Here is a 24,764-nt window from a genome sequence, read left to right on the forward strand (position 1 = left end):
CCTTGATGGTGTTGGGTTATACCCTTTGACAAACCCATCATACCGAGGCGCTCCTTTTCTTTCAAAGTCCAATTCTTAGGACTAACAGGAATGTTTAGATGCCACGGTATATGCAAATTTGGCTATTCTGCTTAAATGGCGGCTTTTTATTTTATTGGATCAATTAACATCAAGATAAGACAAGGCCTACCTGCAATTCGGCTGCCTTTTTTCTTAGGCTAATACTCCAGTCCAATTTCAATATTGCGTTAAGAATATGATTTCGAATGGAGGAAAATACTAATCAAAAATTTAATTAGGGAGTTTTTATCATGGAAATAATTAAACCCATTCAGCTTGGTTCAACTAAATCAAATATCAGTGAAAAACTAACATCAGCAGAAATGGGTAAACTTTGGGCAACATATATGGGAAACAGCATGTCAAAATGTATATTAAGCTATTACCTTCAACACGTTGAAGATGAAGAGATCAAGACTTTATTAGAGAATGCTTTAAAATTAAGCGTAGAGTTCATGAAAACAACGAAAGGTATTTTTAAGAAAGAAAACTTCCCAATTCCTAACGGTTTTTCAGAAGAAGACGTTAACCTTGGTGCTCCTCGTTTGTTTGAAGATGTATACTATGTTCATTACTTGAAATATGCATGTAAAGCAGGAATGAGTATTTATAACGTAGCCGTACCACTTGTTTATAGGAAGGATGTAACGGAGTTTTTTATTTATTGTATGGATTCTACCATGGCTTTGATGGGACAAATCAAAGATATATTAATGAATAAAGGATTAATCATTAAACCACCTATTATTCCAGTTCCAGATAAAGTGGAATTTGTTCATCAAGGTTTTTTAAATGGTTTTTTGGGACATGTACGTCCTTTACACGCATTAGAAATTGCTCATTTATATGATAATATTGAAAACAATGTAACAAGCAAAGCATTAATCATGGCATTTAGCCAAGTAGTAAAATCGGAAAAGATTCGAAAATTGTTTATAGAAGGTAAGGATCTGACTCATAAAAGCATTGAACAATATATGGAAAAACTACATAATGAAAATCTACCTTCACCATCATTTCTTGACCATTTGGTTACAACATCAACGTTTTCTCCCTTTTCAGATAAGTTAATGTTATTTCATAAGATTGACATGTTTTCAATGAAAATTAGAGCGTTTGGAAATTCTGCGGCTGTAAACGGAAGACATGATATGGGAGCCCTCTATGCAAAGTCATTAATGAAAATCTCATCATTTGTTGAAGATGCAGCGAAAATTTTGATTGATAACGGATGGATGGAGCAACCACCCTTTGCTGTTAATAGAGATAAGATAGCGTCTGAAAAATAATCGTTATTGTTAATGAGAAAAGAACCATCCGCGACTGGATGGCTCCTAGAATTTGATACTGGTCGGTTGTACCCACTGCATCTAATAGGTCCTTCGCAATAAAATCTGGTGATGCTTGCTCATACCATTTGTGATGGTATTTTTCCAAAGACTGCTTACCCCAGCCTGTCTCGACAAGGATTCTTTTGGCTCCTACTGCGGCAGCTGCAAGCATATCAGTTGAACCCACATCTCCAATAACAGCACAATGAGTCAGATCTAGTTCATGCTCAGCTGCAGCTTTTTGAAGCATTCCAGGTCGTGGTTTATGACACTCACAGCCTTCTTCAGGCTCATGGGGACATATATACGCTGCATCGAATCCATAACTATCAAATTCTTTTTGAAATTCTAATTCTGTCGCTAGTCCCTTGGATATGTTGTGTTGATTAGTAAGGGCAAATATTTTAATTCCATGGTCTTTTAATAACTGCAATGCTGCTAAAGATGAAGGGAATAACTCAAAGTCTCGAGGATGAATGAAGTGACCGTTCCCACCTAATGTTCCATCACGATCGACAAAAACAGCTTCAATTTTCAATGAAATAGCCCCCTCATTGTGTAGTTAACAAATCTGGTAAGCCATCTGGTATTTTACCATTTGCGATTTCAATTATGTAATGAATCAATCCTTTCGGAAAAAACCTATATTCATTAAGACTTATTACTGGAATCCACTCAATCCCAATGCAGTCCTCATCCGGAGCTATTCCATTTCCGACATTTTGCTCAAAAATGTGGTCCACCACATGAGTTTCGGGGTCTATCAAACTGTTTCCATGATGATTCTTACCAATGTACTCCCTAAGAAACACGAGTTGCTTTACATTTTTAAGGCATCCTACTTCCTCTAGAAACTCCCTCTGAAGGGCTTCAACTAAATTTTCACCACGTTCTTGACCGCCTCCTGGTAAAGTATAGTCAGCATCGAATTTATCGTCATATTTCTTGATGGTTAATAACCTATTATCTTTAATTACGATTCCCTTAACACCACTTCCAACTTTCAATACGCACGCTCCTGTCAAAAGGATTTTAATAGTTACTATTCGATGGGGACTTCGGGATTCCTGTTAGACTTATATTTAAGTAATTTGCCCGTTACTTCAAAGGACAACGGCAGCCGATCGTTTGCCGGCTACCGTCGTGTTGTGATTGAACTATCGTATCCGTTAACTGAGTGTTGTCATGAAGCTAGACCTAGCTTCATTTGAGTGACTAGTCACAGCACGTAACGATCCTGTAAAATAAAGATATTAATCTATCCGATCGGAGATTTCCTAATGACAAATGTCTTCCCTGAATTGCATAACCTGTCCGACACTTATCCTTGTTTCCAAACAATCCCAGATAATGAGTGGGCCGCCGCCAAGCCACGGCTTAGAACATTTTCTGTTAAATCGACCTTATTTCGTAAAGAGGATGCCGCTGAGTATGCCTTGTTCATCATTGCAGGAACAGTACAGATCACGAATGTGACCGAAGGGGGCCGTGAAGCGCTTTCCAACCGACTGTCAGCCGGTGATATATGCGCCATTATGGTGCTAAGCGGTTTAAGCGAACGCGAATACCCTGGTACCATTACGGCGGAGACCGAGGTGACAGCCCTGTTTGTTGCGAAGAGCTCTTTTTTAAGATGGATTCAAATGTATGCACCTATTCGGAATGCGGTATTTAGCAACATTTTGGATGGGTTGATACGTATGGGCAGCATCCTTTCAAGTAAAGTTGCGCAGCCACTAGACTCTCGGCTCGCCGAAACGCTGTTGAGGCTGACGTTGGACCAGCAGCCGACCGTCCAGATTACACATCAGCAGTTAGCTGTCGAACTAGGGTCCGCTCGTGAAGTAGTTAGCCGCGTTTTGAGCCGAATGCAAAAGAAGAGCTGGATCGATATGGGACGGGGTTGGATATCGGTTCGGCAGCGGGGAGCATTGATGGAGCTGGTTGGTGATCAGGTCACAGAAGGCAAGAACATCTCATGGTAAAGTATAAGTCAGTCGAGCCAGACTGAGGTTTACCCATTACATGACTAGGAGGCTATTACAATGAGAATGCCATTATCTAAGGGGGATATCGCCCCTGATTTCACGTTTACAGGTATCAACGGAGTTCCTCTCCAGTTGTCCGATCTTCGCGGCCGCAAGGTGTTGCTTGCGTTCTTTCGCAACGCCGCCTGCGCGATGTGCAACTTGCGGGTGCGGCATTTCATCCGGCGCTACAACCAGTGGAGCCTGCTAGGACTGGAGATAGTAGCTGTGTTCGAGTCTCCGGAAACTAGCATGTCCCAGTATGTCGGCCGCCAGGACGCTCCATTCCCGATAATTGCTGATCCTCAAGCCGATCTGTATAACCTATACGGTGTCGAAGTATCCGAGGAGAAGGTGAAAGCGACAATGGCTGATGCGAATACACAGAAGTTCGTAGCTGAGGCGGCAGCTGAAGGTTTCACTTTGACTCCGGAGGAAGGATCCAACTTCTATCGCGTCCCAGCCGAATTCTTAATCGACGACAACGGCATCGTACAGGATGCGCACTACGGCCAACTTGTGATAGATCACTTACCGCTCGATGTAATTGACCGTTTTGCTTCTAGTAATATTTCAGAAGTATCTGTTGAAACTGAAGGTTAAGCCAAAATAGATCAGGTGATTAACATAGGTTTCATTCAGATTTTGGCATGCTTACATTAGCGACAAGAGGTTGGCACTTTCAAATACAAGATATTGGCAAATTGTTGGCGTAATACGAATAAGACTTTAACATCGGTAGTACCCGATATTAAGGTCTTTTCCTTTTGTGATTTCGGCGAAAAATGTGTGCCTTACTCAATTCGAAAACCTGCATCCGCTCTGGCGGGTGCCAGGGGATTATTAACCAATCTCCCCTTTTTAAACCAACTTATTGCCGGCGTTCAAAAACAAGACGTACAGCAAGACCAGTTAAAACACTCCCCATGAGCCAACGCTGTACTGATAACCACGTAGGGCGCGTGCCGAACCATGTGGCAACCCTACTCGCAGTAAGTATAATCAAGAGGTTGACTGTAAAACTAACAGTAATTTGAACTAAACCCAGAGACGCGCTTTGAAAAAACAATGATCCCCGCTCAGGGTTTTCAAACTGAGGCAGTAGCGACACATATAGAATAGCAATCTTGGGATTGAGCAGGTTAGTCATGAACCCCATTAGAAATAACTTCTTTGGCGGGTCAATTGGAAGATTTCGAGTCGACAAAATAGTTGTAGCTCCAGGCTTGACTGCATCCCAAGCAAGCCAGAGTAGATAAGCAGCACCTGCTATTTTGACTATTTCGAAAATAAATGGAACTGCAGTAAAAAGTATCGTGAGTCCTAACATTGTTGCAATGATGTAAACAAGAAAACCAAGCATGACGCCAAGAAGAGAGATAAGCCCCGCCATACGCCCTTGCGTAATAGAACGAGAAATTAAGTAAATCATGTTTGGACCAGGAGAACAAACCATACCAAGCGAAACAAAGGCAAAGGATATCAAAGTACCGAAGCTCATGATAAGTTTTCTCCTTTCTGATGGATTCTTTTAAACCAGGGCCATAATTTACCTTTATAAGCTGCATAAAACTGTATATTTTTCTATGATTTTTGTCAATTTCGAAATTAATCTGCCCGATAGCGCAATGACGGCTGCCCCGCGGCAGCCGTTTTGGTGTTGAACTATCGTTTGCCGTTAGTTTAATTCTCCAACCTTTTCTTTAACATCTGTTCATCGTCTTTAACATAATTTCAATGTTCATACGTTTTAATTGCAGCGTTGTTCCTTCTACCTGTCAGTACCTTAATACTTTTCACTCCGCGTTCTCTAAGGTTTTCTTCCAGACAAGTAATAATTGCAATTCAATTGCAATTCCTTTTCTTCGAGCGACTTCTTCTACATAGAGTTCGGTAATTTCTCCGTGTGGTTCTTCATAACAAAATGAATAAAAACTTTGAGCACAGCCAAAACCAACGATTTTACCACTTATCTCTGCTACAGCAATCAATTCGTTACGATTTATATTTAGGCGTTCAATTATCTTAGCTGGAGGTCTTTTTACACCATCGTTAAACTCTTGCGTTCATCAGCATCGGTTAAGGATGCTAGCCTTACACTAGCAACAGAATTCATTTCTAATCACCTCGTCCACTCATATATAGATACATATTCTACCATATTAGTACAATAAATTGTTGAAGAAAACTGCCCGAGGAGTTGAGCGAAGTCGAATTTTCTACTATACAGTACTGGCGGCAAAGAAATGCTTCAAAGTACCCGCGGCAAAGTAATGCTTCCAAAATCACAATTAAAACGGGATTCGCAGCTGCAGATCCCGTTTCAATTCATTGAACTATCGTACCCGTAATCTATTTTAGGAGACAAAGGTCATCTAACCGACTGGTAAACGAGACCTATGGCTCCAGAATCAAAGGTCTTGTTTTCGATAAGTTTAAGATTGACCTTCTCCATGAGACCTTGGAATAACGGCAACCCGCTGCCGATCAGGACGGGAGAAACCGTAATTTTATACTCATCAATTAAATCAAGCTGCATAAGGTGGTGTGCGATCCTAGGACTGCCGAGGATGACCATATCCTTGCCTGGCTGCTGTTTGAGGTTCTTGATCTCTTCCTCGACATTTTCTTTCACCAGTCTGGAATTGTTCCATTCGACCTTGTCCAGTGTCGTGGAAAAAACAATTTTGGCTGTCTTATCGATCCACTCGGCATGATTCCGTTCATGCTGCGAAGCTGATGGGTTCGAAGGCACAGATGGCCAATAACCGTGCATTAATTGATAAGTCCCTCGTCCCCAAATGACGGTGTCGGCAGTACTTAGAATTTCTTTCGCGTATTTCTCTAAATCACCATCGTAGGAAATCCAGCCAATGTCCATTGCACCGTTTGGCCCTTCTACAAAACCGTCAAGCGATGCGTGCAAAAATAGAACGAGTTTTCTCATTTTCAGTGCTCCTTTGTTCATGAGGGATGTCTACATTAGTTACATTTTAGCACATTTCAGCTTGGATTGATTCTTATGGATTGCTAAGCTAAACTGCCAGTTAGCGGAATGAAGGCCGCCAATCTGTTCGCGGCAGCCTCGTTTGAGTGGGTTGTATCCATACAAGTCGGTTTTTGATCTTGATTTTTGGCTTTCTACTATTCATGAGGCTGGTTGTTTTTCCATCGCTTCTCGCCATTGTTCTTCCGTTCCTACAAAAAAGGTAAGTTTATCAGGGAACTTTTCAGTTTGTCCATGGGGTCCACCCTGCCCGCCCCCTGATGTGCCCTGCCCATGGATCATTGGCACATCTGTTGGTAAATCAATTAGTCGACCATCTTGCTCAACATAAATTAAAACCATTGTTCCTGAAACATTCTTGCTTGCAGTCATTAGTTTTCCAGAAGGTGGGACCTTATAGATAAAAGTACGGTCTTCTTTTTTTAAAGCAGGAAAACCAGGTTGTTCGTATGTAACCTCAACCCATCCCATAAACCCTTTTGGCAATAAGAACTTATGTGTAGTTCCCTCCGTTATATTTAATAAAATAATGACTCCAACCACAATGGAAATAGTTACTATCGCAATGAAGAACGGAATTATTAAATTAGAAAAACGTGCCTTATTTATCATTACCGATCTCCCCCTACTTCCTAGCTTAGTCCTTTATATACTTAGACGGAGGAATAGATATTTTGTTCTTTGCAACTGATAATAATTATTTCAATTCTTACTTGAACTAGACTGCCCTTTAGTTGAATAGCAAAAAAGGACCCACAGCAACGGGCTGAGGGTCTAAGTTTTATATTTTAAAGGGGGTCGACTTTTATTATATGCTTGATTCATTAATGACACATGAAAATAAGATTTCAATCATATTACATTTACATAGACTAATCAAACGCTAAATAGCTTGCTTCATTAGCGTTATTACTGTTTTTTACTTTTGACTTTTCAACCAGTTTTAGAAACTCAGGTGTCGTCTTTACACTAACAATACCAAGATCCTTGGGTAGATTTTCATCCTCTACTATTTGAAAACTTTAGATAAATTCCGAGAATGAGTTTGTTACTAAGTATACATTATTCCATAATTCCTCTTCTGAGGGGGCAAAGTGTTCTTGGTCATGATCCCAAAAGTAAATTTTTCCCCATACATCCTCAGTAACCCCAATGCAAAGTTGATCCCCACCAGTAATATCCACAAAAGGTATCATGCTTTCAGGCAGTCGCCCTAGATAGCATTCGATTTTACTGATTTAATCGTTATTGTCATTTTGCAAGTTATAAAAATACCCCATTCTCCCTCGTTCATTGTGTTTTGGAATGTTGATTATTAGTGAATAGCTTATTTGATGGTTATAGTTTATTTCCTACCCATATAGAGACACATTTATTGGAAATATCTTACCACAAATTACTTATATTTAACTACGTTATCCTGCCCGTTAGTTCAACATAACAAAAAAAAGCCGGTACTCGCAAATACCTGATTACTTCTTATTTACGTCTACATATGGATAATCATGTTATCCAGTCACACGACTCACAATTTTTAGAACCGCATCTCTCGTTAATTTGTTTCCACCAACAGCGATGAGGTTTACCGTAGCATGAGCTAGCGCTAGTGGTACCTTGCAAAATTTCAACGCTGGACCTTCCTTCAGGTCTGCGACATATGAGTCGGCTAGTTGTAAATTGCGACGTGTGTACTGTTGCATCTCCTTGAATCCCCAACCGTCAGGAAAGAAGTCAACGCCACGTTTAAGATCCTCCACTCTATTTCGGAGGATATTTACCGACTGAAGTCCTCTTCCGAAGGCAATCGCCTTCGTTAGATCGGATTGAGTCCCGTCATGCCACAACCATAGTTCTGATAGCATTTCTCCAACCATACCAGCCACGCTATAGGTATAGCGGTCCAAATCCTCTTCCGTATGAATGTTCCACCCGTTCTGAACCCATTCGGCCATTTGTAACGACATCTTTGCTATGTAATGATATACGATTGGAGCTCCAGAGGCTGGACAAAGAAGCGCCCACTCATCGAGTTGCATTGTAACTTCCGGTAATACTGCCCCATACGGTGATAGTAATTTTTTTGTTTCGATACTATGTGGGGATTGGAATGTTTCGTGTATCCCGAGTAATAATTCCACTTTCAATTGGTCTGTAAGTTCATCATGATCCTCGATTTCATCTATAGCTCGCATACACAAATAGGCAGATGTTACAGCCTCCCTCAATCCTAAATCCAAGTAACTGATCGGAATATAAAAAGTACGGCTCGTTTTCTTCAACATGGTCATTGCATCATTCAGAACGACGTTATTAATAGATTTTCCCTCCAAGTAATAGCTTAGCTTCTAACTTATTCATAGCTTGATATCATGATAACATACGTTGATATTGTCAATCCAAATATACGAAGCCGCCTTTTAGTTTAATAGCAAAAAGAGACCCACAGCAACGGGCTAAGGGTCTAAATCAAATTTTAAAGGGGGGGTCGACTTTTAGTATAATCTTAAATGATTAATGCCACATGAAAATAAGATTTCAATCATGTAACAATTACTTAACTATCGTATCCGTTAGCTCAATTGTCTGGATTCGGGATGATGCAACCATCACTCGCTCATTATTTTATTTTCAAATCCTCCCTAATTTTTTACCTCATTGTAAATTAAATCCTCCTTTCCAGATTTGAGTATCTTCTAATTTAACTTAAACAGTAAGAATTATTAGTTTGCTTTAATATAGTTATTATACCATTCCCTACCAGAAGCCCACTTTTTAGAAGCGGGATTCTCTTTTAGTATTTCAGTACAGGCGATTGCCATAATATATTCTTCTAATCCACTTTTATCACTATTAGCAAATTTGTTGAGCATATAATTTAAAGACTTTTCTCCTTGCAAAACAATGTATTTGTAATCCTTATTACTATCAACACCCTTAATATAGTCATATGGATTAGAGGATAGTGATACTGTATAATCTTTTGGATTAGTAATATTGTTAAGTTTTCCTTCGATTGTTTGCTCAAAGGTTTTATCCGTTGATACTTTCTTTGCAGTATTACTGCAACCAATCAAACTAAATACAAATAAAACAACGAGACATATAACCATCACGTTCATTAATCTTTTTCTCATTAATTTCTCCTTTCTTCCTCCTATCACCCTAAACGCTTGTTCCAATAAATGTATTATTATAAAGTTCGATGAAGTATGATTTTTTCGGGGTAAATACTTCCAATTATACTGCCCTTTAGCGTAACAGGGCTACCAAATCGCTCGGTAGCCCCTGTGTTACTTTATCGCTTTATAGATTCTGTAGTTAATCGAGCGCCCAAATACCTAAAAACACAAACCCGATACCGAGTAGGATATAAATTACTTTAACTAACCACCAAGGTAATGCTCTTAATAACGCACCAATTGAATTAACGACAAAGAAAATTATCCAAACAAAAAATGAATCGGAGACACCTTCGATATCACGTAATTTTAATTCTTCGGCAATTGCATCTTGTTTGCGTTTTTCACTTTTAACAACTATTATGCCTAATGTAAGAAAAATGAAAGCGATAGACCAACAAATAATGGCACCAATAAGCTCTAAGGTCAAACCTCCACCTCCGAATTAGATGTAATATTCCGTTCATATATTTTTTCCATAATTCAGAAATTGAAACACTACTGTCCGTTAGTTTAGTCGCTGGGGCGGCCATCACTTTACAAAACCCGCCTAACAAAGATTCTTCATATAGAATAATCATCACTCCAACCTACTAAAAAAGCGTTCACCCAGTAGAGTGAACGCCTAATTACTTCTTTTTTTCTTCACCACATGTTATTTATCAGTGTCTCAATAAAGGAAGGGATTATCTAATTCGATGCTTCTCAGTTTTTGAATCATTTGTTGTGATTATAGCGCCAATGTATTCTCTCGCCACCGTTAACCCCGAACTTAGTCCAATGCCCCGTAAATGGCAGCCCGAAGTCGAGGATGAATGAAGGGCTCAAGGCTCGGCAGCAGCTGCTGCATGTACACGACGGACAATTCTTCCTTAGGATCGACCAATAAGTAAGACCCGGCTAGACCAGCCCAGCCGAATTCACCAATCGAGCCGTTGATGCCGCCGGCTGCAGGATCGGTCATAACACGAACCCCCAAACCATAGCCATAACCACTCATATGCGGCCAGTTAAAATCTTTCATCTGTTGTGGATTTAAATGATTGGTTGCCATCAAATGAACCGTTTTCGGGCTAAGAATCCTCACCCCTTCCAGCTCCCCGCCCTTCGCCAGCAGCTGCGCAAATCGGCTGTAATCGCCGATCGTCGAAAGCAGGCCACCTCCGCCGCTTTCATGACGGCTTCCCGGTTGATAGCGGGCGTCCATCCTGGTATTAGGAGTAAGCGTGCCGTCTTCTGCACAATCGTACATGGTACATAAACGTTCCCGCTTATCCTCCGATATCCGGAATGAGGTGTCGGTCATTCCCAACGGAGCGAAAATTTCCTTCTGCAGAAACTCTCCGAATGTTTGTCCGGACAGCACTTCGATCAATGCTGCCAAGACATCGTGGCTTGTACCATACTTCCAGTGCGTGCCGGGATCGAAAGCCAGCGGAACTTCTGCCAACGCTTTGGACAAAGCCTGCATGTCTACTGTCGCTGCAGCGTTCTCCATGATTGTACGGGTTTGCTGTTCGGTTTCCGTGCCGTCACCACCATACGTAAGCCCAGAGGCCATCGTGAAAAGATCCTTGATCCGGATCGGACCCACTGCAGGGGATAAAGACTTGGTACCATATTCGTTATATCGGTACACCTGCGGATTTTTGAACTCCGTCAGGTATTCCTCCAACGGATCGTTAAGCAGATAAAGTCCTTTCTCATAAAGCATGAGTGCCGCTGCGCAGGTAATTACCTTAGTCATCGAATAGATCCGGTAGATTGTGTCTGGAGTGATCTCCTTCTTCTTCTCCAAATCCGCATAACCCAGGGTTTCCTGATAAACAACTTCTCCCCGCCGCACAACGGTACAGGCACAGCCGGTAGGCCCCTTTTCCATGACACTCTTAAGTAGCGGTGTCAATCGTTCATTCAGTCGCTTACTTGGGTTCATTTTCCTATCCCCTCCCAGAAACGTTTTCAACTTTAATTATAACATAATCTTCCATAAGAATTAGAGCAATACCTTTTTATCTCGGTATTGGGCGGGAGTCATCCCCATGAGCTTACTGAATGTACGAATAAATCCGGTTGGAGTTAAAACATCATTCCGATTTAGAAACGATCGTTTGTGTAATAATCTGATGCTACTATTAGCCGTGATCGTTTGCGCTGATAATGATATGTTGACTGAATCTGCCCGGTAGCTGAGAAGGCCGCCGATCGTTTGATGTCGGCAGCCTTCTCTTGATGTTATTTAACTAATGTATCCGTTAGCTCAATGACCAATAATCTAGAATTAAATAATATTGCCTTCTACATTATACAGTTGCCCCAGCCCAGCGAATTCTATCAGTTATCTACCCTGTATCCGAAACCCTATATATTTGAAACTATCCTACCCGTTACTTCAACCGGGTCAGTTTTACACTCGTTCTAAAGGACGAAATGGTTCAGGTGGTAGGTCAACTCGGACTGGGTCCCCAACTCGAACTTCTCCCCCAGTTAGCACGATAGCCATTACACCAGCTTTTCGGATTAGATTCCCCTTCTCATCGTGGTCCAACACCGCACTTAATAGACCCGACTGGAAATTATCTATTTGTGCGCAAGGATTGCGAAGTCCCGTGATTTCAACAACTGCTAATTCACCGATATACAGCTTTGTGCCTGTTGGCAGTCCGAGTAAGTTTATCCCACGGGTTGTAATGTTCTCGCCCATCTGCCCGGTCTCGACATTAAAACCTACATTTCGTAGTTCATCCAACAACTCCGAATGAATGAAATGAACCTGGCGCAAGTTGGGTTGATTCGGGTTTTGTGCAACTCGTGAACGATGCTTTACGGTCTTTCCCATGTGTGCGTCGCCTTCAACTCCCAGACCAGCAAGAAGCCTAATGACATCGACTGTTTCTTTGCTAAAAGTATGAGTTGCACTACAGCTGACTGACACAACTACTCCAACTTGAGTTTCAAGGTTATTCGCCATTCACAACGCCTCCACTCCGAATTGAAAATAAACCTGTCAAAAACAATCATAAGTGTCGCCTTTGTAAGTTGCAACGTTCATTCAAGATTTCTGCCCTTTGTTCAACTAAAGTTTTGCGTTAGCGCAACAGTTCACGTTTTTTTGTAACTATTATGCTTGTATTGAACTTTCTTTAATTTTCTATAACAATTTCCCCTTCATCCCTTGGTTCTTCAAACCCATTGAGAAAAGTTGTCAATATATCCTCAGTTATCGTAAAGGCTGCATTGGCATCAAAACGTTGGCTACGAATCTTAAGGCGCGTTCGTAATTCATCAGGATGTACTTTCAAGTAAATAAGTCTCCATTTCCCACCGGAGTTTTCAATAAGCCGCTTATATTCATCCCTTTCGGATCGGTTCCAAAAACTGGAGTCGACTACAACCTGTTTTTTATCATCAATTAACTTTACTAGCTTATTACGTAATCTTATATGCGCTTCTTCCAAGTACTCCCTATATTTTTCAACGGGATAATCAATTCCATATCGACCATTAGTAGACCAAACCTCTTCATCAATAGAAAGACGTATATAACCATACTTTTCCAAATTTTGAGAAAAGGTAGTTTTTCCCGAACCAGCTATTCCACACATTAGTACGATTAAAGAGAAATCACGATCTCGTTCTCGATCAATCAAATGCTCTATACTCAACTTCTCTATCATAATTTATCCCTCCTAATTAGTAGTATCGGTAAAGAAATTTCCCTAATTATACCATTTTTGATGAAAACATCACTCAACTTTCCTGCCCGTCCCTCAGTAGTGAGTTTATAGAAAATTGAATCGTTAACTATTGTACGGCTAGATAAGGTTAAGTAATTTGTATATGAAATGGGAGCCACCCTTGACAGAAAATGAAAACACAAATACAAGGAGTCGTAATTCATCATGAGAATTGACGGGAAGCACAATGCATTGATTACAAAAGAATTCGAATCGATGTCCATAGTTGCTCAACCAATGAATTCGCCACGTTATACAGTTGCAAGCATCGATAAGCATCAGGCAAGGATCCTGGAAAAACGGTGAAATACATATTTCATCAACATCTTTTGCCCTCATTGCAGACAACTAAATTCATTCGAACACATTAAGTAAGCACCTCAAACAACTGGGTGCTTTTTCTTTTTTAATTAATGCAAGCGTAGACATCTGCAAATCCCCGATTTTTTAAGCATGCCAAAGGTTGTTACCATGGCAACACCTTCATAGTTTGTATAGCGCCCCTTTATTGAAGTAACGTTCCTCGTTAGTTGAACAATCTTAGAGGTAAATTCGTTTCCCAGTTGACTCCTTATACAAACAATACTTATCAAACAAACTTCCATGCTCATCTATAGCTTGCAATTCCAAAGAATTAGTAGTCATAACGATATTAAGAAAATGGGGTACCGCTAAGGATTGTGCTGTATGCCAAGATCTTTTAGGTAAAAACCAATCAGGCATCGCTCCTGCCCCACCAGCAACAATATAAACGATCCCTTTTTCAAAATCGACCTTACCATTACAGATTGGGTGACTTCGTTCGTACACAATCGTATGAGAATTAATGACCAAATCGACTCCATACTGTTCCATTAGAGGGCATAGTTCTTGTAAATCTTCGACCTGATACCCACCAGATACAAAAGGAGGGTAATGAAAATAAACAATTTTCCATTTTGCAGAAGTTGATTGTAAATCGCGAATAAAAAAATCAAACTGCTCATTCCCAGGTACCATCTTCCCCGAACTATTTGGGTAGGTTTCACGTTCAATGAAATCTGTGCTATCTAAGCAGATAAAGTGGGTATCTCCATAGTCAAATGAGTAGTAATTTTTTGGGGAATTGTAAGCAAAAAAGTCATAGTACCATGAGGCATTATCCTCATGATTGCCTAAGCAACTATAAAACGGAGTATTCGTTAGGAACTCCTTACCTGGACCAAAAAAATATTTCTCCCAATCCTCGTAATTATTTCCGTCATTAACAATATCCCCAACAAACAAGGTAATATCGGGGCGGTATCTTTGCATTTGACTAAATATATTCCGATTTATTTGCCCCTCGGATTTATCGAAACCGCTATATCCACCAGTTTCACTCGTCACAGTAAATGAAAACGACTCTCCCCTCCGAACTGCCGTTTTGAGGAAATGGTATCCTGATTCGATCTCACCTCGCTCATTCACCGAACGTACCTGATAAAAATAAAGGGTATTGGGTTCTAAGTGATTAACTGTAAGCCGATGAATCGTTGAATACTCATTTTCATCTACGGTTACAAGCACATGTTCGGGTTTCTTGTAATTCCCCTGATATCCGCTATGTATTCTTTCAGCCATTAAGACATTTACAGTTGAAGAAGCAGGTTCTGATGTCTCCCACATAATGGTTATGGAATTTTCAGTAGGACACTGTAAGTAAGGTCCCTTCACAATAGTTAACATGTTATACAAGCCTCTTTTCGCTTAAATATATAATGCCAAAATAAAGAACGTACGTTCACTTATCATACATCATTTTCCATTATTTTTACATGAATAATTATCATTATCCTGCCCGATATTGAATGGAAACCAAAAAGAAGCCGCCTCAAGGCAGCTTCTCTTCCATTATCGAGGGAGCGTAATGATCCATCGCCAAGGAAGAACAAATTCGAGTCAGGATTGAACTATCGTGTTCCGTCCCTCGGTTCAATAATGTTCTTCAAACCTGGTTGAATTGAGATACAGAAACACCGATCATTTTTTGCTAATCCTTAATCATGTCAATGATTTGTTTCGCAAACGCAGCATAGGGTTCGATCAGATCAGGACTCCGATCAATAGCCCACCTGAGGTTATCGAAAGCCCTTAATAGCAGCAAATGCCTCGTTTCAGAAAGGTCTTTTTCACTTATTCCGTACCCATCCATAAACGCTTCAAATTCCTCAACACTTGCGCTTTCTTCTAGTCCTAGGATTTGGTAATGCATCAATTGAGCAACAGTTGCATGCGGTACCACGCTTACTTCTGCATTCCAATCCAGCAATATAACTTGGTTTGCCTGATTGACAATCGTATTCTTTAAAGAGATATCTCCATGGTTTAAACCGAAGCGGAACGGTTCACTCTTCAAATTTTCAAACAGTTTTCTTACTCTCTGCGATTCCATCTGAGTGATTACTCCAAGCTCAATCAAGCGATCATGCTCAGTCAAACTATTGATATTATACTGCACATACCCTTGCCAACTGCCATCTGATCCGGCATGAGAAGGTGACTGAAAATCACCAACTACTGGATCAATCAGATTCCCTCCATATCCCTTCACTTGAATCGAATGAATAAGCTTGGCATATTCGCCCAGTTTCCTCCAAACATCGGACTTGGGAACAGTACTGTCTAACCCGTTGTCTCCCTCAATAAAGGATTGAATCATATATGCGCTTTCATCAACTATTCCAATGGACAACACCTCAGGTCCAGGAACGCCAACTGCGGCTGCTTGCTCGATACACCATTTTTCTTTGATAAAGCTTGGAAATGTATCTTTATCGTTCATGCGGACAACAACTTTGCGACTCTCCGTCTCAACTACGCAAACCTGATTTGTGATGCCTTTACCTATGATCTGATATGAAGTTTTTACTTGTTCCAGAAGAAAATCGCCTGCAATTCGTTCAGCTTGTATAACTACAAAGTCTTCCATAGTTTCTTTAATCCCCCTCAAGTGTCGTGCTTCGAACAGTTACCACACACTTTTTTGGAAAGTACGTTTATAACTAAACTATACTGCCATTAGCTTAATGAAAGTAAGGAGCAGCTGCAGTGGCAAGACTGCTCCTTATTGGATTGAACTAACGTTTCCGTTAGTTGAACGATAAAGACTGCCCAAGGGCAGTCAGATGTATTCAACTACGTATGCACTTTTTCGAACTCATCTTTAGTTAAGCCATAAATATATTCGTCGTAATGTTGGCCCTTAGTAAAGACCATGTTCCTTATTCTTCCCTCTTGAACGAAGCCCAGATGCTCCTGCAATGCTGCAGAACCCTCATTAAATGCATAAACGTGAGCATTAATCTTACAATATCGTAATTCCTCAAAGTAATACCGCAGTAATATTGTTATGGCTTCAGAAGCGTAACCTTTACGCCAATGCTCACGAAATATCGAAACCCCATATTTGAAGGTTCCATAACGAGGAGTACAGTTATTTGTGCATATGCTCCCGACGAGTATTCCATCGAGCGTTTCTATTGCCATGAAGACATTATCACCATTTGAGGGATTAATGGATTGGTGTTCGGCCCACGCCTTTGTACCTTCTTCTGACCTGGGGAAGTGTATCTCGTCACATAGTCTAGCGTTCTCCGAATCAAGATCATTGTTATGGAACTTTTCCCAATCGGTGGGTAACACCGGACGCAACTTAACTTTTACACCAGCCCAAACGTAACTATTCATATTGATCCTCCTAATTCTTTGATAATCCCTGCAAGAAAATGTCGAATATATTCAACGATCTAGTGTGTTCATCAAGATCCTCTTTAGTAATTTCAATTCCAGATGGAAAAAGATTTACCCATTGAAGGTTTAATACATTATTGCAGGAATCCAACAATCGTAAAAGAATTCTTCAGTTGCCACAGGTACAGCGAACGATTCTTCATATTCGTTTTGTGGTGTAGATATAAATGCAAGAACCGACACATTAACCCCACCTTTTCTTTACAGTTACGCTTTTTATTTCAACATTACTACCAAACTATCCTGCGCGTTACTACAACGAACAGGAGCAAATCGCCGCAGCGTCTGCTCCCGTTTATTGAGCAATTGTACTTAATTAGAACTTAAAAAGCACGGTTAATGTCTTTGCATCACCCAAAACCCGATCTGCAGCAATATAAATGCCCATCCAGTATACAAAACAGTATACAACCCGCCATATGCAAGACTTAAGCCAACTCGATTACGGCACGCCCTCCCTTTTAGAAAGACATATCGGTATGCCCTATAAAACAACCAATACAGCATTATACCCATAAACACGATAATCCCCCAGAGCATGTTACCGACCAAAAAAATAAGAATGAGCATCACAATCGTAATTGCGATCCAGGCAATAACTGTTAGTACGATCCCAAATAGGCCTTCTCCGGAGAACTCTACCGGAAACAGGTCGCCCGCCGAAGCAATATCCAGTACATCCCACTTTCCAAACGGTTTCCACCCTTCCTTATATAAGGGATCGTTCTGCAACCTTACTCCCCTGTACAAACCAAAGGACAGAAATGTAAAGAGTACTACAGCTAAAACGCCGGTCGTGATCTCGAGCTCTACTAAAATTGAGCGATGGCCGATGGCAAATACCAGGACTAAGGTAAGGACCATGGCAGAAAGGGATAACAGTGTCGCCGTCTTCGCATTAATCACCTTATAACGTTTCAAAGATTAGCCCCCCAGTTGTTTTCTTTATACCATACAAAGCAAGCTTTCACTCAGTTTCAATAGCTAGAATAAGTAGCCGGCGATATTTACCGCACACTAGAGGCGTTATTATTTAGCAGAATCGTGCGTTCACGTAACGAGGCCACCTCATCTCTGCGGCAGCCTAGTTGTTTAGTAAATTGAGATATTGTTCTGTGTTAGAGTTTAGCAGCTCATTATCTAAAATGCTTCTTTAGAACAGATAATTTCACAAATCTTTTATCGTACCTCTGCCGTTCCAGAAGGTTATTTAACCAATATAAGGCTCTTTGTTCTTCCCTATTTCTAATAAATGTTTCAATCGCTTTCTTGAAATTACGGTGATATTTAAACTCCTCTTTGGATGTTAACTCCAGTGCTTGATGGTAATAATCGGATGCTTGATTAAGTTCCTTCATTTTTTCATACATAATCCCCAAATAAATCAAACCACTTGCTATTTCTTTTTTAGAGAATGGTTGTTTTAGTGCATCTTTCATCGTTTCAATTGCTTTTTTCCTAAGAAAAATCAATTCATAAGAATTTGCTCTTTCTACATAATGTTCATATTTTCTAAGAGGTCTGATTAACGAAAAAATCCCCATATTCAACCTACCCTCTAGGCTTTTTCAGCTAATTTCCCTCAAGTGTTGGTAAAATATTCATCAGCGCAATCTACCCTTTAGTTGAATAGCATAAAAAGGACCCACAGCAACGGGCTGAGGGTCTAAGTTTTATATTTTAAAGGGGGTCGACTTTTATTATAGGCTTGATTAATTAATGCCACATGAAAATAAGATTTCAATTATGTTACATTTACTTAACTCTTGTTTCCGTTAGCTCAATCGATCTTTTACTTAAAATATTTAAGATATCCCCAAAGGAGTATAGTCGGGATAGCTGCAAGAAAACATGCTATAGAGATACTGTCACTTTGTTTTTTATCATTGGTGGTTTCTGTATTATCATTAGCTTGTTGGCGGTCACCTGATATCAGTGCGCCACTTGTAATAATAGTAGAGATTATTAGAATTAAACCAATGCAGCCCGATATTCGTTGACTAAAACCACTGTTTAGAAATAATGACAAAATAAAAATTTAGTGTTTTATATGAATCTCATTTATTGACCATCGGTGCATGTTTACGCTTTCCGCCGTTTTTGTCATACAGATATCGCAAATGGTATGATACATGGTGAATCTGAATGGATTACATCTATGACAGTAAAAGGAAGGCTATTATGAATTTGTCATCATTATTTACTGCTATTGCACCACTGGATTTGAGAAGTTGTTTAATAATTCAGCAAGGCCAGCTTGCCTTTAAACACTATAGAGATCCTCAAACGGCAACAGCAATAGCAAGGATCAACTCCTGCACCAAAAGTGTCCTAGCTTCGCTGATTTGTATCGCAATTGATAAGGGATTGCTGCCGCCACTAATGACACCCATATCCGTATTTTTCCCACAGCTTGCTTTGTACCGTGATTCCCGCAAGCAGGAAATTACACTGCAGCATCTGTTGACGATGTCTGCCGGATTTGACTGGACAGAGTTTGGTGGACAGAATTCCTTCCCGCGTATGACTAGATCACCCAATTGGGTGAATTTTGTTTTGGAACAGCCCTTATCGGATTCTCCTGGAGCTAGAATGGAATACAATTCAGGGGTTTCACAATTATTGTCTGCCATCTTGGTACAAGCAACGGGTATGACAACTGCCCGCTTTGCCGAGTTATATTTGTTTGGGCTTCTTGAAATTGAATCCTATAAGTGGGAAATTGACCCTCAAGGCATTCATACAGGTGGATTTGGACTTTGGCTTCGCCCCTCAGATATGCTGAAGTTCGGGCAGCTATATTTGCAGCAAGGAAAATGGGATAACAAACAGCTCATTTCAAAGGAACTGGTCGCACGTTCGGTACAATCCGCAATACTCGTGGAAGCTCCTCGCCATGGCTACTATGGCTGGCATTGGTGGACTGATACATACCCTGTTGATCTAAACGATTCGTCCTCGCATTCTGTGGAGTACTATTACGCCCGTGGATATGGAGGACAATATATTCATATAGTCCCCAGTCTTAAGACCGTTGTTGTTCTAACCAATGATAAACGAAAAAAAGAACAGTACCCTGCAGATGTGTTCCGCCAATTAATCGCACCTTTACTGCAGAAGCAGCTATAATACATTTTCGTGCACCCAATAGACGCCGTAAGATCTTCCGGTGTCTTCCATAAACATACTAACTTTGTTTTGATGTATTCTTAATCCAAAAATAAAAGGTAATAGTAAAAACGATTATAGCGAGAATAAGTAACAAAGCACCGCTTAAAATTGGTAAGTATGTACCACTTTGTTTATTTAATTCCTAAATAAAATTTATTCACTCTACTTCACTATGCTGTCAGTTACCTCAACGCGGCTGCCGATTCATGCCGGCAGCCGCGTAGTTTTTTGATATATTAAAAAGTGACGGGAACCTCCACCAAATCTTGAATGCTACCGTCGCGGGCGCTGCGTGTGTACACCATCAATGTACCGTTTTGTGTAGTGGGAGATTGATCAAACTGGAGCTGTACGTCGAATAATCCAAAGGCTGGAGCGCCTTGTGCGGCCGTTACAGCTCGTTCTTCCGTAATGAAACGCCCCATCGCGTCGCGAATTTGGTAATTTATCGTCGCTTCGAACGCTCGGGCGCTACCCGTCAAATGCTGTCCGGGAGCAATCCTCGTTCCGGGCAAAGGCTCTAACACTACGATATTCGTCGAGGACGGAAGCGGGACGACCAAACGGAAACCGGGATAAATGACATCAGGTGATAAACCCTGGCGGTTTCGGTTGGTTCGAATCAATTCGCTCATCGATGTTCCGAAACGGCGGGAGATCCTGTACAGAGAGTCTCCCTGCTCTACTTCGTATACGAAGGCGGCAATAAACAACAGCTGAGCCACTCGTAGAATGTCCGGATGTTGTATTTGGTTGAGTCCGGCCAACATATCAACGCTTACAGAGAAACGTTCAGCCATCCTAAATAATGTATCTCCCTGCTGAACCTGATATAAAACAGAGCTTTGCTCCGCCATACCTGGCAATCTCGCTACCAGTACTTGACCTGGAAAGATTCGGTCGGGGTCTGTAACAGATGGATATAACGCATTAATCTGCACTAGCGACGGTACGTTAGTGCCCAATTGTTCAGCAATCGTATACAAGGTGTCACCCAGACGAACAGTATACAACAAGTGGGTCCCTGATGAAATCGGCATGGAGACGCAACTCCTCTTTAAGTAGGTTTATACCCATCATATGCCGTATTCGTCCGCTTACGTGATTATCGTTGAACCTTGACTGCCCGACAGCCGTATCCATCTCAGGAAGTTTGAACCAGACTGGCCCGAGCCACGATTCGGTGCGATACCAATCGCGCCACACCTCATTCACTTTTACTTTTTGGGGGCTCAACGCTGCACCTGTTTCCAAGCCAGAGGGGGAACGAAGCAACTTTGTTTCATTTTGGAGTTGAACCTCACGCCTTACCTCCTCCATACCGTACAACGATTCGTAGCGTGGAGCGATCCACCTATCGCCGTTCTGCGTTTCGATCAGATAACGGTCTCCCCATTTCGACTTGATTTTGACGGTTTGTGGGGCTAATTGAATCCAAGTCGGCTTAGTAAGGCCTGGATCGAAGTATATCGGCTCAACACCGAATAATTCAAGATTCGCTTGGGACGGAACTTGCTCTCCAAGCGCTGCATTGAATGGCATAATCCACGCCTTGCCGACCCAAGTAAAGATCTGGTAGATAGGCACTAAATACCCTTCCCCATGCCCTACTCTTCTTTGGCTTGTATTAAGTATTGTAACCGTTTGGGGAGCCAGTATCCCGATCGTAGTCCCGTTATCGCTGAGTAGGGTTGTGTTTTCAAACAAGGTAATAGTGTTTTCTTTCGGCGTGTTCGTCTCGGTTGACATGGCAAAGGCTGAGTACTTCTCCCAACCCAAAGTCCCTACGCATAAAGCCAGAGTTATTACAAGTACCAACTTCTTTTTCATGATCAGGCTCACATCTCCCTTCACCTGAAAGACTGTTCATTTTGCTTAATAACGCTAAACTGAACTGAAAGGTTGCGTGTATTAAGGAGAGCATTGCCATTTTTTTCTTCCTTAAAAGTCAGAAAATGCGTTCCATGCTCTGCTGTCCTTTAGTTTAACGAAAATAAAGGATTAGCTGCCGACTGACAAAGCTGGCTCCTCCACTATCAGTACCTCGTTAGGTTAATGAGTAATATAAGTACATTATGAATATTTTAATCAGCAAGATTACTAAAACTGCGATCCATCCAAAAAAGAAAAGACCTAAACAAGCACTAAACATTTGTTTCCCGAAACTCTTTTTTTCATCTGAGATCTTGAGTGTTAATAGAAAACTTATTAATACTAAAAAAAATAAAGACCAAAAAATGCTCTTGAATAGACAGATGACTCCGCCAAATAAAAACGTAGCTAATATAAAATAAAATATAGATTCTTTCTTGTTCATTTTTCACCTTCGATTTTTAAATGAAACTAAATACCTGGATGTAAGTTCTTGTCTTACGAAAAAGACAAGAACTTACATCCATAAAATAATAAATCCGCGCTGAGCTCGGATCTCTATAGATATATGTTCTTGTCCTCTTACAGGTGGGGCGCGTTCAAGCTAATATCTTCATTCGTCGGAATGTAGTATGGAACAATCTTATGCTTCGGTTTGATCCATTTGTACCCGAGCCATGTCTGGATACGGTAATATCCGTGATAAGTACCCATAGATTTCAATGGCTATGGAGAAATCGTATTCATTGTTTTCCCTTGGTTCGATGGTTCATCATATAAAAACTCTTCTCTTGACGGTTGAATCCATTCGAAAAATTCTTCGGGATATTCGGGATGTTTCGGTCTAATCCAAGACTCCCCTTGTTCAGTAGTAATCTTGTACCAAATCAATGGCTCAGATTCATTTATGAATCGCTCGTGCCATCCCGGTTCCGCATCTAGCACGCTCACTACTTGCTTCAACAGCTATCCCTCCAATAAAAAAATAATATACCTAATATTACCATATTCCCCTACCCGTAGGTGAGTAAAAAAGCTGCCGGTCACACAGGCAGCCTTTTTACTCATTAGATCCCATAATAATGGTGTTATAGTATGTTATCGTTTACATGTTTTTTAAAAAAATGATCCATAAGATCATTATCATAACCATTACTTTGATGGAACAAGGTGTGGCATTAAGATTCTATTCTGTACAGAATCCGTTTCACCGTTTAACCGTTTAATTAACAAATCACCAATCGTTTCCCCAAGCTCCTGAGGATTTTGCATTATGACAGATAGATTATGATGAAACAAAGAAGAAAATTCTAGATTGCCGAATGAAACCACTTCGATGCTTTCCAGCGGTATACCCAATTCTTGCAAACCCAAATAAACACCGAAAGTCATTTCGTTATTTGCTGAAAAAATAGCAGTTGGGCGATCAGGTAATTGGCTGAAGTACCGAATAGCTTCAATACCCGATTCTCTGGTGTAATCACCTTCAAACATGAATTCATTCGTTGGCGTAATCCCCGCTTCTTCCAACCCAATAATCGCGCCTTGCCTTCTTTCCCTTGCGGTACTAATCGTTTTTGGACCATTAATAATACCTATTCGCGTATGCTTTTTCTCCAGTAAATGCTCAATTGCAGACTTAGAGGCGTAAATATTGTCTTCTGTTACTGTATCCAGTTTTAGATTGGAAAAACGACGGTCAGCCAAAATGACATGTATGCCTGAATCACTGATTGCCTGAATTTGATCCCTGTTCTCACCGGTACCAGCAAGAATGAGAGCCTCAACTCTTTTTTCCGTCAGAAATTCGAGAGCTTCCCTTTCTTTCTCAGGATTCTCTTCGGTGTCGATAAAGAGTAGATGATAGCCTAGTTGGAAACAGCGATGCTGAATCGTACGGGCAATTTTCATAAAATAAGGATTCGCCATATCAGGCAGAACAATCCCCACACTGCGTGATTTTTCTTGTTTTAAGCTTCTGGCTATCGCATTTGGTTGGTAGTTAAATTTGCGGATGACTTCCAACACCTGCTGCTTGATATCCTCACTCACATAACCGGAATTGTTCATAACACGCGAAATCGTTGCTGTGGACACCCCTGCTTCTTTAGCTACATCCTTGATTGTCATTTTGACCAAGAGGATCCATCCTTTACATCAGAGTCATCGAGTCGATTCTCCATGTTAACGTTACCACATTAATACTATCTGGAGAATTTCGTTTCGTCAATAAATGAAGACTAGGAACCCTTAGGTTTTCGGCGGATCAATTACGGTTTTCAATCAACTTGGCTGTTCTTAACAACCTTTGCACTAGAACAGCCGTTTCTGCTCTTGTAATGTTATTCTGCGGCTGCAAGCCTGCATACGATCCGTCGACAATCCCATGTTGAACTTATGCAGAAACCGCTTGTTTAGCCCATGGAGCAACCGACGCGCCATCTATGAATTTAGACAGAATGGACTCCACATCTGAGGCCTAACAACAGTTTCCATGCCTGTAAACGTCCTACGGGAATGAAGGAAGAGAGCAGCAGCAATAAGGCCGTACTTAAAATAAAAACCGATTTCAAGCGAAATGCATACAATGACCCCTTTCTAAATTTGAT

General features: G+C 40.8%; 27 protein-coding genes and 1 pseudogene. 4 read left to right on the forward strand and 24 right to left on the reverse strand.

The window, feature by feature from the left end; genetic code table 11:
* Window positions 1–311 precede the first annotated feature (311 nt).
* A complete protein-coding gene (locus ASG85_RS17975) occupies window positions 312–1,349 on the forward strand; it encodes a DUF3231 family protein (protein WP_060647333.1) in 1,038 nt (345 codons plus the stop codon).
* On the opposite strand, the gene ASG85_RS17980 is transcribed toward ASG85_RS17975, so the two are convergent.
* Both ASG85_RS17980 and ASG85_RS17985 read right to left on the reverse strand, forming a co-directional pair.
* Window positions 1,318–1,929 (reverse strand): HAD-IIIA family hydrolase, encoded by a 612-nt coding sequence (locus ASG85_RS17980; RefSeq protein WP_063860323.1) that lies wholly within the window; start codon window positions 1,927–1,929, stop codon window positions 1,318–1,320. The two genes, ASG85_RS17975 and ASG85_RS17980, sit on opposite strands and share 32 nt — an antisense overlap.
* A gap of 13 nt (window positions 1,930–1,942) precedes the next feature.
* Window positions 1,943–2,398 (reverse strand): NUDIX domain-containing protein, encoded by a 456-nt coding sequence (locus tag ASG85_RS17985; RefSeq protein ID WP_060647334.1) that lies wholly within the window; start codon window positions 2,396–2,398, stop codon window positions 1,943–1,945.
* A 273-nt stretch (window positions 2,399–2,671) separates the two neighbouring features.
* On the opposite strand from ASG85_RS17985, the gene ASG85_RS17990 reads away from it, so the two are divergent.
* Together ASG85_RS17990 and ASG85_RS17995 are read left to right on the forward strand one after the other, a co-directional pair.
* Complete coding sequence (locus ASG85_RS17990) at window positions 2,672–3,376, forward strand: Crp/Fnr family transcriptional regulator (RefSeq protein ID WP_060647335.1); 705 nt, start codon at window positions 2,672–2,674, stop codon at window positions 3,374–3,376.
* A gap of 60 nt (window positions 3,377–3,436) precedes the next feature.
* The gene (locus ASG85_RS17995; RefSeq protein WP_060647336.1) at window positions 3,437–4,021 is read left to right on the forward strand and encodes a peroxiredoxin family protein; all 585 of its coding nucleotides are present in this window, start codon (window positions 3,437–3,439) and stop codon (window positions 4,019–4,021) included.
* Between the two features lie 268 nt (window positions 4,022–4,289).
* On the opposite strand, the gene ASG85_RS18000 is transcribed toward ASG85_RS17995, so the two are convergent.
* The 17 genes from ASG85_RS18000 to ASG85_RS39920 form a co-directional block, all read right to left on the reverse strand.
* Window positions 4,290–4,922 (reverse strand): LysE family translocator, encoded by a 633-nt coding sequence (locus ASG85_RS18000; RefSeq protein WP_060647337.1) that lies wholly within the window; start codon window positions 4,920–4,922, stop codon window positions 4,290–4,292.
* 292 nt (window positions 4,923–5,214) lie between these two features.
* Entirely contained in the window at window positions 5,215–5,409 is a 195-nt protein-coding gene (locus ASG85_RS37025) for a GNAT family N-acetyltransferase (RefSeq protein WP_235550163.1), read from the reverse strand.
* Between the two features lie 380 nt (window positions 5,410–5,789).
* The gene (locus ASG85_RS18005) at window positions 5,790–6,365 is read right to left on the reverse strand and encodes a dihydrofolate reductase family protein (protein WP_060647338.1); all 576 of its coding nucleotides are present in this window, start codon (window positions 6,363–6,365) and stop codon (window positions 5,790–5,792) included.
* Between the two features lie 201 nt (window positions 6,366–6,566).
* The gene (locus ASG85_RS18010; protein WP_060647339.1) at window positions 6,567–7,037 is read right to left on the reverse strand and encodes a DUF6843 domain-containing protein; all 471 of its coding nucleotides are present in this window, start codon (window positions 7,035–7,037) and stop codon (window positions 6,567–6,569) included.
* A gap of 410 nt (window positions 7,038–7,447) precedes the next feature.
* Window positions 7,448–7,663, reverse strand: coding sequence for an SMI1/KNR4 family protein (locus tag ASG85_RS39915; RefSeq protein ID WP_414858757.1), 216 nt, complete (start codon window positions 7,661–7,663; stop codon window positions 7,448–7,450).
* A gap of 270 nt (window positions 7,664–7,933) precedes the next feature.
* Window positions 7,934–8,713, reverse strand: coding sequence for a squalene/phytoene synthase family protein (locus ASG85_RS18015; RefSeq protein ID WP_060647388.1), 780 nt, complete (start codon window positions 8,711–8,713; stop codon window positions 7,934–7,936).
* A 432-nt stretch (window positions 8,714–9,145) separates the two neighbouring features.
* Window positions 9,146–9,559, reverse strand: coding sequence for a hypothetical protein (locus ASG85_RS18020; protein ID WP_060647340.1), 414 nt, complete (start codon window positions 9,557–9,559; stop codon window positions 9,146–9,148).
* A gap of 184 nt (window positions 9,560–9,743) precedes the next feature.
* A complete protein-coding gene (locus ASG85_RS18025) occupies window positions 9,744–10,034 on the reverse strand; it encodes a hypothetical protein (protein WP_060647341.1) in 291 nt (96 codons plus the stop codon).
* Window positions 10,035–10,376: 342 nt separating this feature from the next.
* Window positions 10,377–11,540, reverse strand: coding sequence for a serine hydrolase domain-containing protein (locus tag ASG85_RS18030; protein WP_060647342.1), 1,164 nt, complete (start codon window positions 11,538–11,540; stop codon window positions 10,377–10,379).
* Between the two features lie 471 nt (window positions 11,541–12,011).
* On the reverse strand, window positions 12,012–12,575 hold the full coding sequence (locus ASG85_RS18035; protein WP_057303390.1) for an MOSC domain-containing protein: 564 nt from the start codon (window positions 12,573–12,575) through the stop codon (window positions 12,012–12,014).
* A gap of 172 nt (window positions 12,576–12,747) precedes the next feature.
* A complete protein-coding gene (locus tag ASG85_RS18040) occupies window positions 12,748–13,281 on the reverse strand; it encodes an AAA family ATPase (RefSeq protein ID WP_060647343.1) in 534 nt (177 codons plus the stop codon).
* A 600-nt stretch (window positions 13,282–13,881) separates the two neighbouring features.
* Window positions 13,882–15,048 carry a metallophosphoesterase gene (locus tag ASG85_RS18045; protein WP_057303392.1) on the reverse strand — a complete coding sequence of 389 codons (1,167 nt, stop codon included), beginning with the start codon at window positions 15,046–15,048 and terminating at the stop codon, window positions 13,882–13,884.
* Window positions 15,049–15,352: 304 nt separating this feature from the next.
* Window positions 15,353–16,291, reverse strand: coding sequence for an aminoglycoside phosphotransferase family protein (locus tag ASG85_RS18050; protein ID WP_060647344.1), 939 nt, complete (start codon window positions 16,289–16,291; stop codon window positions 15,353–15,355).
* Window positions 16,292–16,497: 206 nt separating this feature from the next.
* The gene (locus tag ASG85_RS18055; protein WP_060647345.1) at window positions 16,498–17,049 is read right to left on the reverse strand and encodes a GNAT family N-acetyltransferase; all 552 of its coding nucleotides are present in this window, start codon (window positions 17,047–17,049) and stop codon (window positions 16,498–16,500) included.
* A 399-nt stretch (window positions 17,050–17,448) separates the two neighbouring features.
* Complete coding sequence (locus ASG85_RS18060) at window positions 17,449–18,033, reverse strand: hypothetical protein (RefSeq protein ID WP_060647346.1); 585 nt, start codon at window positions 18,031–18,033, stop codon at window positions 17,449–17,451.
* A 215-nt stretch (window positions 18,034–18,248) separates the two neighbouring features.
* Entirely contained in the window at window positions 18,249–18,656 is a 408-nt protein-coding gene (locus ASG85_RS18065; protein ID WP_060647347.1) for a tetratricopeptide repeat protein, read from the reverse strand.
* A gap of 248 nt (window positions 18,657–18,904) precedes the next feature.
* Window positions 18,905–19,141 (reverse strand): DUF5316 family protein, encoded by a 237-nt coding sequence (locus tag ASG85_RS39920; protein WP_162257270.1) that lies wholly within the window; start codon window positions 19,139–19,141, stop codon window positions 18,905–18,907.
* 152 nt (window positions 19,142–19,293) lie between these two features.
* Between ASG85_RS39920 and ASG85_RS18070 the strand changes: the two genes are divergently transcribed.
* On the forward strand, window positions 19,294–20,241 hold the full coding sequence (locus ASG85_RS18070) for a serine hydrolase domain-containing protein (RefSeq protein ID WP_060647348.1): 948 nt from the start codon (window positions 19,294–19,296) through the stop codon (window positions 20,239–20,241).
* A 278-nt stretch (window positions 20,242–20,519) separates the two neighbouring features.
* On the opposite strand, the gene ASG85_RS18075 is transcribed toward ASG85_RS18070, so the two are convergent.
* The 5 genes and pseudogenes from ASG85_RS18075 to ASG85_RS39925 form a co-directional block, all read right to left on the reverse strand.
* A complete protein-coding gene (locus tag ASG85_RS18075) occupies window positions 20,520–21,323 on the reverse strand; it encodes a LysM peptidoglycan-binding domain-containing protein (protein ID WP_060647349.1) in 804 nt (267 codons plus the stop codon).
* Complete coding sequence (locus tag ASG85_RS18080) at window positions 21,274–22,113, reverse strand: hypothetical protein (RefSeq protein WP_156396667.1); 840 nt, start codon at window positions 22,111–22,113, stop codon at window positions 21,274–21,276. Before ASG85_RS18080 ends, ASG85_RS18075 begins: the two co-directional genes overlap by 50 nt.
* Before the next feature lie 768 nt (window positions 22,114–22,881).
* Window positions 22,882–23,118 carry a hypothetical protein gene (locus ASG85_RS18090; RefSeq protein ID WP_060647352.1) on the reverse strand — a complete coding sequence of 79 codons (237 nt, stop codon included), beginning with the start codon at window positions 23,116–23,118 and terminating at the stop codon, window positions 22,882–22,884.
* A gap of 189 nt (window positions 23,119–23,307) precedes the next feature.
* Window positions 23,308–24,285: a LacI family DNA-binding transcriptional regulator gene (locus tag ASG85_RS18095; protein WP_235550167.1), complete on the reverse strand. Its 978-nt coding sequence runs from the start codon at window positions 24,283–24,285 to the stop codon at window positions 23,308–23,310.
* 136 nt (window positions 24,286–24,421) lie between these two features.
* A pseudogene (locus ASG85_RS39925) lies at window positions 24,422–24,541 on the reverse strand (hypothetical protein); the annotation flags it as partial.
* Window positions 24,542–24,764: the final 223 nt, after the last annotated feature.

The sequence above is a fragment of the Paenibacillus sp. Soil724D2 genome, from assembly GCF_001427935.1.
Lineage (GTDB): Bacteria > Bacillota > Bacilli > Paenibacillales > NBRC-103111 > Paenibacillus_E.

Excerpts from the sequence above, each read along its gene's own strand:
- ASG85_RS18030 (WP_060647342.1), bottom strand. The coding sequence starts at position 11,540 with ATGAACCCAAGTAAGCGACTGAATGAACGATTGACACCGCTACTTAAG.
- ASG85_RS18010 (WP_060647339.1), bottom strand. The coding sequence starts at position 7,037 with ATGATAAATAAGGCACGTTTTTCTAATTTAATAATTCCGTTCTTCATT.
- ASG85_RS17995 (WP_060647336.1), top strand. The coding sequence starts at position 3,437 with ATGAGAATGCCATTATCTAAGGGGGATATCGCCCCTGATTTCACGTTT.
- ASG85_RS18015 (WP_060647388.1), bottom strand. The coding sequence starts at position 8,713 with ATGACCATGTTGAAGAAAACGAGCCGTACTTTTTATATTCCGATCAGT.
- ASG85_RS18095 (WP_235550167.1), bottom strand. The coding sequence starts at position 24,285 with ATGACAATCAAGGATGTAGCTAAAGAAGCAGGGGTGTCCACAGCAACG.
- ASG85_RS18040 (WP_060647343.1), bottom strand. The coding sequence starts at position 13,281 with ATGATAGAGAAGTTGAGTATAGAGCATTTGATTGATCGAGAACGAGAT.
- ASG85_RS18075 (WP_060647349.1), bottom strand. The coding sequence starts at position 21,323 with ATGCCGATTTCATCAGGGACCCACTTGTTGTATACTGTTCGTCTGGGT.
- ASG85_RS18050 (WP_060647344.1), bottom strand. The coding sequence starts at position 16,291 with ATGGAAGACTTTGTAGTTATACAAGCTGAACGAATTGCAGGCGATTTT.
- ASG85_RS18080 (WP_156396667.1), bottom strand. The coding sequence starts at position 22,113 with ATGAAAAAGAAGTTGGTACTTGTAATAACTCTGGCTTTATGCGTAGGG.
- ASG85_RS18065 (WP_060647347.1), bottom strand. The coding sequence starts at position 18,656 with ATGGGGATTTTTTCGTTAATCAGACCTCTTAGAAAATATGAACATTAT.
- ASG85_RS18005 (WP_060647338.1), bottom strand. The coding sequence starts at position 6,365 with ATGAGAAAACTCGTTCTATTTTTGCACGCATCGCTTGACGGTTTTGTA.
- ASG85_RS18045 (WP_057303392.1), bottom strand. The coding sequence starts at position 15,048 with ATGTTAACTATTGTGAAGGGACCTTACTTACAGTGTCCTACTGAAAAT.
- ASG85_RS18055 (WP_060647345.1), bottom strand. The coding sequence starts at position 17,049 with ATGAATAGTTACGTTTGGGCTGGTGTAAAAGTTAAGTTGCGTCCGGTG.
- ASG85_RS18070 (WP_060647348.1), top strand. The coding sequence starts at position 19,294 with ATGAATTTGTCATCATTATTTACTGCTATTGCACCACTGGATTTGAGA.
- ASG85_RS18020 (WP_060647340.1), bottom strand. The coding sequence starts at position 9,559 with ATGAGAAAAAGATTAATGAACGTGATGGTTATATGTCTCGTTGTTTTA.
- ASG85_RS17990 (WP_060647335.1), top strand. The coding sequence starts at position 2,672 with ATGACAAATGTCTTCCCTGAATTGCATAACCTGTCCGACACTTATCCT.
- ASG85_RS18035 (WP_057303390.1), bottom strand. The coding sequence starts at position 12,575 with ATGGCGAATAACCTTGAAACTCAAGTTGGAGTAGTTGTGTCAGTCAGC.
- ASG85_RS17975 (WP_060647333.1), top strand. The coding sequence starts at position 312 with ATGGAAATAATTAAACCCATTCAGCTTGGTTCAACTAAATCAAATATC.